Raw genomic sequence first — 9,200 nt, forward strand, 5'->3', positions numbered from 1 at the left:
AGCGCAGCGAAATTCCGGTTCGAGCCCAAAGTTCCGGACTCGCTGCGCAGTGGCGAATGTCGGTTTCCGGTTCGCACGTCAGCTTTTCCGCCAGATCACTCGGTTTCTGACAGATCACTCCGCGCATCCCGGATGATCATCCATGACGAATGCAGGAACAGCCCTGCGATGGCGAAAGCAACGATGAGGTCAGGCCAGGCACTGCCGAGCCAGGCGACCAGTCCGGCAGCGATCACCACGGCGAGGTTGCCGATGGCGTCGTTCCGGGAGAACAGCCATACGGCCCGCATGTTGGCGTCGCCCTTGCGGTGTTTTAGCAGCGGCAGCACCGCAAGAATGTTTACGATCAGCGCGCCCACGGCGAAGGCTCCCATTAACCCGGCCTCTGGTGTCGTCTGATTCAGGACACGCCAGATTGTGCTGCCGACAACGCCAAGCCCCAGAAATCCCAAGAACACGCCCTGGATCATCGCCGACCGCGCCCGCCATGTCAGACTCCAACCGATAGCGAGCAGGCCCAGAAAGGTGATTGCGCCGTCGCCCAAAAAATCCAGGGCATCTGCTTTCAAAGCTTGCGATCCGGACAGGAACCCGCCGAACATCTCGATCACCCCGTAGCCGAGATTGAGCAGGACCACGATCCAGAGCGCGCGGCGATAGCTCGGGTCTTTGTAAGCCGGATCGGACGATGTATCCCCGCTCTTGATCAGCTCAAAGCCATAGCCGGTTGCGTCCAGTGCTGGACGCACTTTCGGCAAGTCGTCTTCGGCGATCCGCAATGTCATGACATGGGTTGCGGCAGACACCTTCACATCGCCTTCAGCCACGCCCGCAGACCGAGCGGCCCGTTCGATCTCGGCGGCATCCTTGGCGCAGTCCATGCCATGCACCCGCATCCGGATCGGCAAAGACGTTGTAGGCAACGTGGTGTTATCTGCTCGGCTCATATGCGATCCTCTTGAAGGTAGCGTGCGAAAGAAGTCGCCGCTAACGTATCAGTGGATAATGATATGACATTGCAAAACATTCAAGACGATCTTTCGGCAGCTGACACCCTTGAGCCGCGGGCAAAGCTCTTCCGGGGTCTCGGCGACCCCAGCCGTCTTGCGATCCTCGATGCGCTACTGTCGGACGAACGCAGCGTGCAGGAAATCGTTACCCAAACAGGGCTTGGTCAGCCCAATGTCTCGAACCATCTGCGCTGCCTTTTGGATTGCGGTCTGGTCAGTCGCAGGAACGAAGGTCGGTTCGTCCGGTATCGCCTTGCGGACAGGCGGATCGCTGATCTCATCCGCGACGCAGATCAACTACTTGCCTCGACAGCCGTAGGGGTCGATGCCTGCCGAAGCTATACGGATTAACCTACGTGTCCTGCTGCAATGTCCTATTGGTGCGCCAGGCCTAAAGCAGCCATTTGCGCAGCCGCAGCAAAATGGCGCTTTGTCCGCACACCGGCCTTTGGTGCCTCACGCAGCGAACGTCGGCTTTCGCCTCATGCGAGCTTTATTCTAAAAGCTCGCATGAATGCCAAAGCTGAAAACTCAATAAAGCAAGGTAAAAGCGGCATACATCGCAATATGCTGCTTCCTTCATGCAAGCTTTATGCGTATTATATCCTTGTAACCTCGCAAGGATTTGCCTGTGAAAACTGCTGCCCAGACCACTTGGAACAAAGGCCGTGTCGTGGGCAAAAAACCACCTCTCACGCCTGACCAGGTGGCACTGATCCGGCTGATCCTGCGCCAGGAGAAAGCGCTTCGCGATCTGGCGCTGTTCAACGTCGCTCTCGATACGAGCTTCCGGGGGTCTGACCTGGTGCGCCTGCGGGTTTCGGATGTGGCCACCCCGGCAGGGGTGCGCGAGATCGTCGAAATCCGCCAGAAAAAAACCGAGACCCGCAATGCACGTCCGGTGCAGGCGCGGCTATCCTCAAACACGCGCGACAGCCTGCGCGCCTGGCTTGCCGCATCTGAAAAGCCGCTGCACGGCTGGCTCTTCACAGGGCAGGGGGCAAGGTGGTCCAAGACCCACCTCAGCGAAAGCCAGCTCTGGCGGTTGTTCCGCTCATGGCTGGAAAAGGCCCACCTCGATTCCAGCCTTTACGGACTGCATTCGCTGCGCCGGACCTTCCCGACCCATATCTACCAGCAGACTGGCAACTTGCGCGCGGCTCAGCTGCTGCTCGGGCATGCCAGCATTGAAAGCACCAAAGAGTACATCGGCACCGAACAGGCCGAAGCCCTCGAAATCGCTCGTAAGTATCACCTGTGACAGCCATGCAGACCTATCTTGAGAAACGCCAGCCTGCGCAGAAAATGGCCCGGTTCTACCGGATGGCGGTCATGCCGAACCTGTTCGGCGAATGGACACTGTACCGCGAATGGGGCCGCATAGGGCAGGGCGGTCAGGTTCGGATGGATTGGTTCGCGGATGAAAATCAGGCCGTCGCGGCACTGATCACATTAGAAGCCTCCAAGCGTCAGCGGGGCTATTGGGTAGAGCCTCAGCAGCTCGCGATGTTTGATCTGACCGGTTGAATTCACGCGGCCACATCTCAACCGTTCAGCTGGATTTACAAGAGGGTTGCCAGTATGTTCTAGTTTAGATCAACAACATTGAGAGGCAAAGCATGAGCGGTGAAAATGATAGCAGCAGCAGAGAAACGAAGCCTGCGCCAACCATGGCAACAAGGCCGCACAGCAGTGAGAACGTTTCGATAAACTCGCAACAGCCCATGGCAAGTGCGCCAGTCGCGCCGCCACCGCCAAAGCCAAAGAGGTAGGCGAAGTGGCTAAGACCCCTAAACCTCCGCCAAAGCCCCCCGTCAAACTGCCCCCGCGAAATGCAACGGTCGGGGTTAAGGTCCAAGGATCACAGCAGCCCATTGCTGCTGCCCCTGGGACACCACCACCGCCCAAACCAAAAAGGTGAAACACATGGCTAGAGAGCCCGCGCCCCCACCTTCACCACGTCCGTCAAGCATTCCGCGCTCGATCCCCGAAACGAATACGCGGCCTAGCCCGAGCGCACCCGTCGCGCCGCCACCCCCGAAGAGGTAAATAAGTGCAATCATCCAATAATCAGACGCCGGTATCAGTCAGCGGACGGGTCTTCATCCCCGACAACGCTAGACCCCTTCCCAGTGCCCCGTCCTCGTCGCCACCGCCGAAGAAGTGAGGGGGCGTGCCTAATGCGCACTTCTGAGATTTCTCCGGCAGGAATTATCGTTATTTCCGGCCCCCAGTCACCATGCTCGGGATCAACTTTTTCCCACTCACCGGATTCTTTGTCTCGGTAGTCAGTAACATAGAGTGCGATAGAGCCATCTTGCCCGAGTATCATTGGGCCGAAGGGCGCTTTCTTGAAGTCGTCAAGACGCTCGCATTGCAGTGTCGTCCCGTCTTTTTTTACAACAGTGATCTGCGACGGTCCGGAATCTTCTCGATTGATAACAGTTTCCCATGCGGCGGTATTTCTGTCTGACGACGATATTCCTGCGCCACGCAGAATTTCTGGAAGGCTGTTGACGCTCACTCGACGCCAGATGGCGGCGACAACGAGTGCCGCCACTATGCCCCCAACACTGGCAGCATATCCGGCCCACAGGGGCAGTGCGACAGCATCGCTGGATGTGGGACCCCACGCCAGATAGATAGCCAGTAGAAGAGCAGATGCAGCTTGCGATATGAAGGCAAAGACGAGAGCAATTGCTAACGTGTCCAATGTCTGGTGCGTACTATCGCGGCCCGTGTACGCTAGGCGATAAGAAAGATACCCGGCAACCAATATTGCCAGGGTTTGATAGGGTAGCTGTAAGAGCCTTTCGATAGCTTCCATGCCGATAGTCAGAGCACTGTTTCACCGCGCCTGCAACATGGCTGCGCCCAGCCATGTTGCAGGCGCTGCTGCTTGTTAGCTGAAAAATCTCACTACTACGCTTGGCTGAAAAGTATAGTAATTATACCTTTTTCACCTTATGTTGCGCTCATGAAGTTCGAGTACGACCCCGACAAAAGCGCCGCGAACCGCGAAAAGCACGGTATCGACTTTGATGAGGCCCAGGCTCTCTGGGATGATCCTTATCTGATCGAGGCCCCCGCCAATGTCTCGGATGAGCCACGCTTTCTGGCGGTTGGCATGATCGGGGCCAGACACTGGACGGCTGTCTACACATACCGGAGCGACCGGGTGCGGATCATCTCCGTGCGCCGCGCTCGCAAGCAGGAGATTGACCACTATGAAGGCGACTGAATTCGACGAACGCTTCGACGCGTGCGAAGACATGTCCGCCCATGTCGATTGGACAAAGGCGCGCCGCCTCAATGTCGAGGCCAAGCGGGTGAACGTGGATTTCCCGACCTGGGTCGTCGCAGGCCTGGACCGGCAGGCCCAGAAGCTCGGCATCACCCGTCAGGCACTGATCAAGATGTGGATCGCAGAACGCCTCGAATGAGGGCCGTTGCGACCAGGTACGAAGAAAGCCAAGGCTTGTCGCCATCCACAAAAAAACAGCATCATAAAGCCGACCGATGGCGGCAAGAAAGACTTTTAATTCATGAATTTGTTTAACCGTAAGACCCTGAAGCGCCACATCAAAGCCGATCCGATCCCGTCAGACCATCTAGCTGCGCTGGAAGCCTGGGCGGAGTTGATCAGCTCGGGCCGGATTGAACGCCTGAAGGAAACCGCCCTGCATGGGCAGTTCGCTTCCAAGATCGTTGAAGGTGTTCTCGGCTACCACGGCCCGGCTGGCGGAGCAGATTACAACGTCTCAACCGAACAAAATATTCTGCGCGGGAGCGTCGATCTGGCTCTTGGCCGCTTTGGCGGCAAGACGCCTGACATCGTGGCACCATTCGAGCTGAAGGGCGCGGATACCCGCGATCTCGACGCAATCATGCCGGGCCGGAACAAGAGCCCCGTTCAACAGGCGTGGGAATACGCCATGAACGCGCGCGGCGTGAAATGGGTGCTGGTCTCGAACATGATCGAGCTGCGCTTCTACGGCTTCGGGGAAGGCACCTCGGCCTATGAGGAATTCCGCCTCGACCAGCTGACAGACCCGGAAGAATACGCGCGCTTCATGCTGCTCCTGTCAGCGGAAAACCTGCTGTCTGGCCGCACGGCTGATCTGCTGAAAGAAAGCCGCCGCGAAGACAAGGACATCACCGATAGCCTGTATCAGGACTACAAGGACCTGCGCCTAAAGCTCCTGAGCGCTGTCCAAAAGGCCGATGCCGCGATCGCGTCCCTCGATGCAATCGCCCTCGCGCAGAAGATCCTCGATCGGGTGCTGTTCATCGCCTTTGCCGAAGACACCGGCCTTCTGCCAGACAACACGCTGGAAAACGCCTTCGTCGCGCGTGACCCTTACAACCCTCGCCCCGTCTGGGATAATTTCAAAGGCCTGTTCCGTGCCATCGACGTGGGCAACAACGAGCTGAAAATTCCGCGCTACAACGGTGGCCTGTTCCGTGAAGATACGGTGATCAACGGGCTCAACATACCCGATGACATCTGCGAAGGGTTTAAAACTCTGGGCGAGTATGACTTCGCCTCCGAAGTCTCGGTCACGGTCCTCGGCCATATCTTTGAACAGTCCATCGCGGATGTGGAACGCCTGCAAGCGATCGCCCGCGGTGAAGAGGAAGAGCCCGAGAAAACCACTGGCACAAGCGGGCGGCGCAAGCGTGACGGGGTGGTCTACACCCCTGATTACATCGCGCGCTTCATCGTGGCCGAAACCCTGGGCACGCATCTGCGGGAAATTTTTGAGGACACCTTGCGCGCTCACGCCAAGAAGGGCGCGGACGTCACCGACTACGAAAACATCCCCTGGCGGAAAAAGTCAGCCGAGCTGGAAGCCTGGCAAGCCTATCGCGATCGCCTGAAATCCTTGCGCATTGTTGATCCCGCCTGTGGCTCCGGTGTGTTCCTGATCATGGCCTTCGACTTCATGAAGGCCGAACTGACCCGCGTGAACGACAAGATCAAAGACCTGCTGCCCAAGGCCGAGCATTTTGGCGATCTGCTCGACTATGTCCCAGACAGCGAAATTCTGACCGACAACCTCTTCGGCGTGGACGTGAACGAGGAAAGCATCGAGATCACCAAGCTGTCGCTCTGGATCAAGACCGCTCGGCGCGGCAAGGTGTTGGACAGCCTGTCGGGCAGCATCCGCGTCGGTGACAGCCTGATCGAGGACAGCAACTTCGCCTATCTCGATCATGCCTTCACCTGGGAAACAGCCTTCCCCAGTGTCTTTGCCGAAGGGGGCTTCGACGTGGTCTTGGGCAACCCGCCCTATGTGCGGATGGAATTCCTGAAGTTGCTGAAACCCTATCTGGAAAAGCGCTATGAGGTAGTTTCCGATCGGGCCGATCTCTACTGCTATTTCTACGAGCGTGGCCTGCGCCTGCTGAAACCGGGCGGGCGCTTGGGCTATATTTCCTCGAACACCTTCTTCAAGACCGGATCGGGCAAGCCCTTGCGCGAATACCTTCTGAAAGAGGCAACCATCGAAAGCGTAGTCGATTTTGGCGACCTGCAAGTCTTCGAAGGCGTGACCACCTATCCGGCTATCCTGACCATGAAGTGTGGGACCGCGCCCAAGGGGCACGAGCTGCGCTTCTGGAAAGTAGATGCTCTGCCAGACAATAACTTCCTCGCCACCTGGGAAGCTGCCGCCGGCCCTTATCCGCAAGCCGCCTTGGGGGCAGGATCGTGGGAACTGGAAAACCCCGCCCTTCGCGCTCTGCGGAACAAGATCAAGAAGGGTAGGAAGACCCTAAAGGAAGTCTATGGATCACCGCTCTACGGCATCAAGACCGGCCTGAACGCGGCCTTTGTGATCAACAACGCGACCAAGGAACGTATCTGCGCACAGGACCCAAAGTCTGCCGATCTGCTGAAACCCTTCCTCGAAGGTAAGGACCTGAAACGCTGGCGGGCCGAACCGCGCGGTCTGTGGCTGATTTACATCCCCAAGAACCGGATCGACATTGATGATTATCCGGCCATCCGAGATTGGCTACTGCCATTCAAGGATCAGCTGGAAAAGCGGGCTACCAAGCAGGAATGGTTCGAGCTCCAACAGGCGCAGGAGGCCTACTTGCCTTACTTTGAGGGCGCAAAGGTGCTCTACCCTGAGTTTTGTAATGTGCCACAGTTCCAGTTGGAAGACGGGCATTTTACGAACAACAAATGCTACTTTATCGGTTCAGACGACGCGTGGCTCGCAGCTTTCCTGAACTCCAAGGTGGCCTGGTTCACGATCACTGGAAACAGTGTTCCTGTTCGTGGTGGTTTCCATCAAATGCACTCCCAGTTTGTCGAGCAAGCAGTGATACCAAAAATTTCAGCTGAGCAGCAAGCCGACCTTGAGGGCCTAACCAACAGTTGCCAGACAGCGGCCCAGAAACGCCTAGCGCTACAAACCGCTCTCACGCGTCGCCTACCAGACCTCTGCCCGCCTGGACGCGAACCCAAGCTGACCAACAAGCTCAAGGAATGGTGGACCCTGCCCGACTTCGCCGCCTTCCGCGCCGAGGTGAAGAAGGTGTTCAAGGCCGACATCCCGCTGGCCGATCGCTCCGACTGGGAAGACTGGATCAACCGCGACCGCGCCGAGATCGCCCGCCTGACCGCCGAAATCGCCCAAGCCGAAGCCCAGATCGACAGCATCGTCTATGACCTGTTCGACCTGACCGAAGACGAAATCGCGCTGCTGGAAAGCGTAGGTTAGCCATGTGTTTGCAAACCAATATTTATTATGGAAGGCGCACTCTTGGACACATCAAACATTCCTCCCTCGATCCGCCGCCAGTGGGCGCAGCCTGATATACCGATAATCGTTCGCTCCGGCCTGAAAGGCGACAAGCTGACGGCCCGTCTGCCGTATCGCGCTGACAATCGCCAATGGCTCACGGGCTTGGCGACGGGCAACCGCAGGCCAACAATCCGCTTTGCACATATGGAAAAATCCTGGAAACTTCCCCTGAGCTGGCTCAACCGCTTCGTAGATGGGGCGTTGGATCGCTATGGTCGAGTCTATGTCGTTCAGCCATTTCGAGAAATGGAGAAGTGCGCACCGGCCTGTCGCAAAGCAGCTGGGCATGACTGTCAGTGTTCGTGCATGGGCGCAAATCACGGGGCAAGTGACGGCAACGGCTGGTTTGATGTGTCAGACACGTTCTCGTTTCGATGGGGACCGCAGGAAGCCGCGATCCGCCTTATGACACGTCGCACCTGATCCGCATCAATCCTCGAAGAACCTTCCGTCGATAGATTTGGAAAAGCGCAGGAACGCGGTCACGCTGTCAAACACGAAACGAGCTTCTTCCATCTGAACCAAGTCGGGATTGTCGTGCGCGAACGACTGGTCGTTGCGGACCGGATTCATCGCTTCAAAAACACTGATGGAGCTTTTCACAATACGTTCTGAAATCGGATTCAGGTTCTGCTGCTCGCGCAGAATCTTTACGTATTTAGCCACCCGTGCGTGAAGCGCATCGTCCTTGCCGCACTCTCCGCCACCATGTTTGCGGACAAGAGACGCAAAGCGCTTCATGCAATATGTGTGAAGGCGGTCCAGAGCTGCCTGTGGCTTGTTCGCGTCCAGATCGCGGCGTATTGAAGCGACAAGCTCTTCCAGCGTTTCATTCGGCTCGAACGTCTCAATTGCAGATGTGTCAATGGCGTCCGCACGCCCCTCGATCCGGGCAATGATAGAAAAATAGGACTCCTTCAGCTTTTCTTCGTTCGGCACAGATGGCGCAAACTCTAGTGCCTCCCGATATTCCCACATTTCGCGCAATATCTTCGCCACAAGCGCCGGTTGGGCACGTTCAATAAACGAACGCAGTCTCTTTGCCTTTGAGGTTCCACGACCGTTAAAGAGCCGCGACTGGTCTTCCGGGTCGATAGCAATCGTTTCATAAAAGAAGTCATTGAAGGTGCGGTCGCTGAAATCCAAGACATATCCCGAATCCATTCCAAGCGCCTGCTCCAGTGCCTCGCGTTCTTGGCGAGGAATCAGCTTTTCATATGTTTTGCTGCCTATCATGCCGTGCAAATACTGCACCAAACGACAACAATCGAGACTGTCTTCCGTCATCCACCAGATTCCGCGCGTAGAAGCTGCCTGCGTCGTCCGGGCGACAGACCTCTGTGGGGTCTGATGCCGGAGGGGGCAGAATAGT

Annotated in this window: 10 protein-coding genes; 7 read left to right on the forward strand and 3 right to left on the reverse strand. The window is 57.1% G+C overall.

Features of this window, described 5'->3' with window-relative positions; all coding sequences use genetic code 11:
- Positions 1-95: 95 nt before the first annotated feature.
- A complete protein-coding gene (locus tag DL1_RS17130; protein WP_038068544.1) occupies positions 96-947 on the reverse strand; it encodes a cation diffusion facilitator family transporter in 852 nt (283 codons plus the stop codon).
- 63 nt (positions 948-1,010) lie between these two features.
- Between DL1_RS17130 and DL1_RS17135 the strand changes: the two genes are divergently transcribed.
- From DL1_RS17135 to DL1_RS17145, 3 genes are all read left to right on the forward strand, one after another.
- On the forward strand, positions 1,011-1,361 hold the full coding sequence (locus DL1_RS17135) for an ArsR/SmtB family transcription factor (protein WP_014132722.1): 351 nt from the start codon (positions 1,011-1,013) through the stop codon (positions 1,359-1,361).
- A gap of 280 nt (positions 1,362-1,641) precedes the next feature.
- Positions 1,642-2,271: a tyrosine-type recombinase/integrase gene (locus DL1_RS17140; RefSeq protein ID WP_051693644.1), complete on the forward strand. Its 630-nt coding sequence runs from the start codon at positions 1,642-1,644 to the stop codon at positions 2,269-2,271.
- 5 nt (positions 2,272-2,276) lie between these two features.
- A complete protein-coding gene (locus tag DL1_RS17145; protein WP_038068551.1) occupies positions 2,277-2,537 on the forward strand; it encodes a WGR domain-containing protein in 261 nt (86 codons plus the stop codon).
- A 556-nt stretch (positions 2,538-3,093) separates the two neighbouring features.
- Here DL1_RS17145 and DL1_RS17155 read toward each other — a convergent pair.
- On the reverse strand, positions 3,094-3,837 hold the full coding sequence (locus tag DL1_RS17155; protein WP_038068556.1) for a hypothetical protein: 744 nt from the start codon (positions 3,835-3,837) through the stop codon (positions 3,094-3,096).
- Positions 3,838-3,987: 150 nt separating this feature from the next.
- On the opposite strand from DL1_RS17155, the gene DL1_RS17160 reads away from it, so the two are divergent.
- From DL1_RS17160 to DL1_RS21320, 4 genes are all read left to right on the forward strand, one after another.
- Positions 3,988-4,251 (forward strand): BrnT family toxin, encoded by a 264-nt coding sequence (locus DL1_RS17160; RefSeq protein ID WP_038068559.1) that lies wholly within the window; start codon positions 3,988-3,990, stop codon positions 4,249-4,251.
- Positions 4,238-4,453, forward strand: a complete 216-nt coding sequence (brnA, locus tag DL1_RS17165; RefSeq protein WP_038068561.1) for a type II toxin-antitoxin system BrnA family antitoxin — start codon at positions 4,238-4,240, stop codon at positions 4,451-4,453. The genes DL1_RS17160 and brnA overlap by 14 nt, the downstream gene beginning before the upstream one ends.
- A 102-nt stretch (positions 4,454-4,555) precedes the next feature.
- Complete coding sequence (locus tag DL1_RS17170) at positions 4,556-7,744, forward strand: Eco57I restriction-modification methylase domain-containing protein (RefSeq protein WP_038068563.1); 3,189 nt, start codon at positions 4,556-4,558, stop codon at positions 7,742-7,744.
- A 27-nt stretch (positions 7,745-7,771) separates the two neighbouring features.
- Positions 7,772-8,251, forward strand: coding sequence for a hypothetical protein (locus tag DL1_RS21320; protein ID WP_074855006.1), 480 nt, complete (start codon positions 7,772-7,774; stop codon positions 8,249-8,251).
- Between the two features lie 6 nt (positions 8,252-8,257).
- Here the strand turns inward: DL1_RS21320 and DL1_RS17175 are convergent.
- Positions 8,258-9,200: abortive infection family protein (locus DL1_RS17175; RefSeq protein WP_248642598.1), on the reverse strand; the 943-nt coding region annotated here is incomplete at its 5' end.

This window comes from Thioclava dalianensis (assembly GCF_000715505.1).
Lineage (GTDB): Bacteria > Pseudomonadota > Alphaproteobacteria > Rhodobacterales > Rhodobacteraceae > Thioclava > Thioclava dalianensis.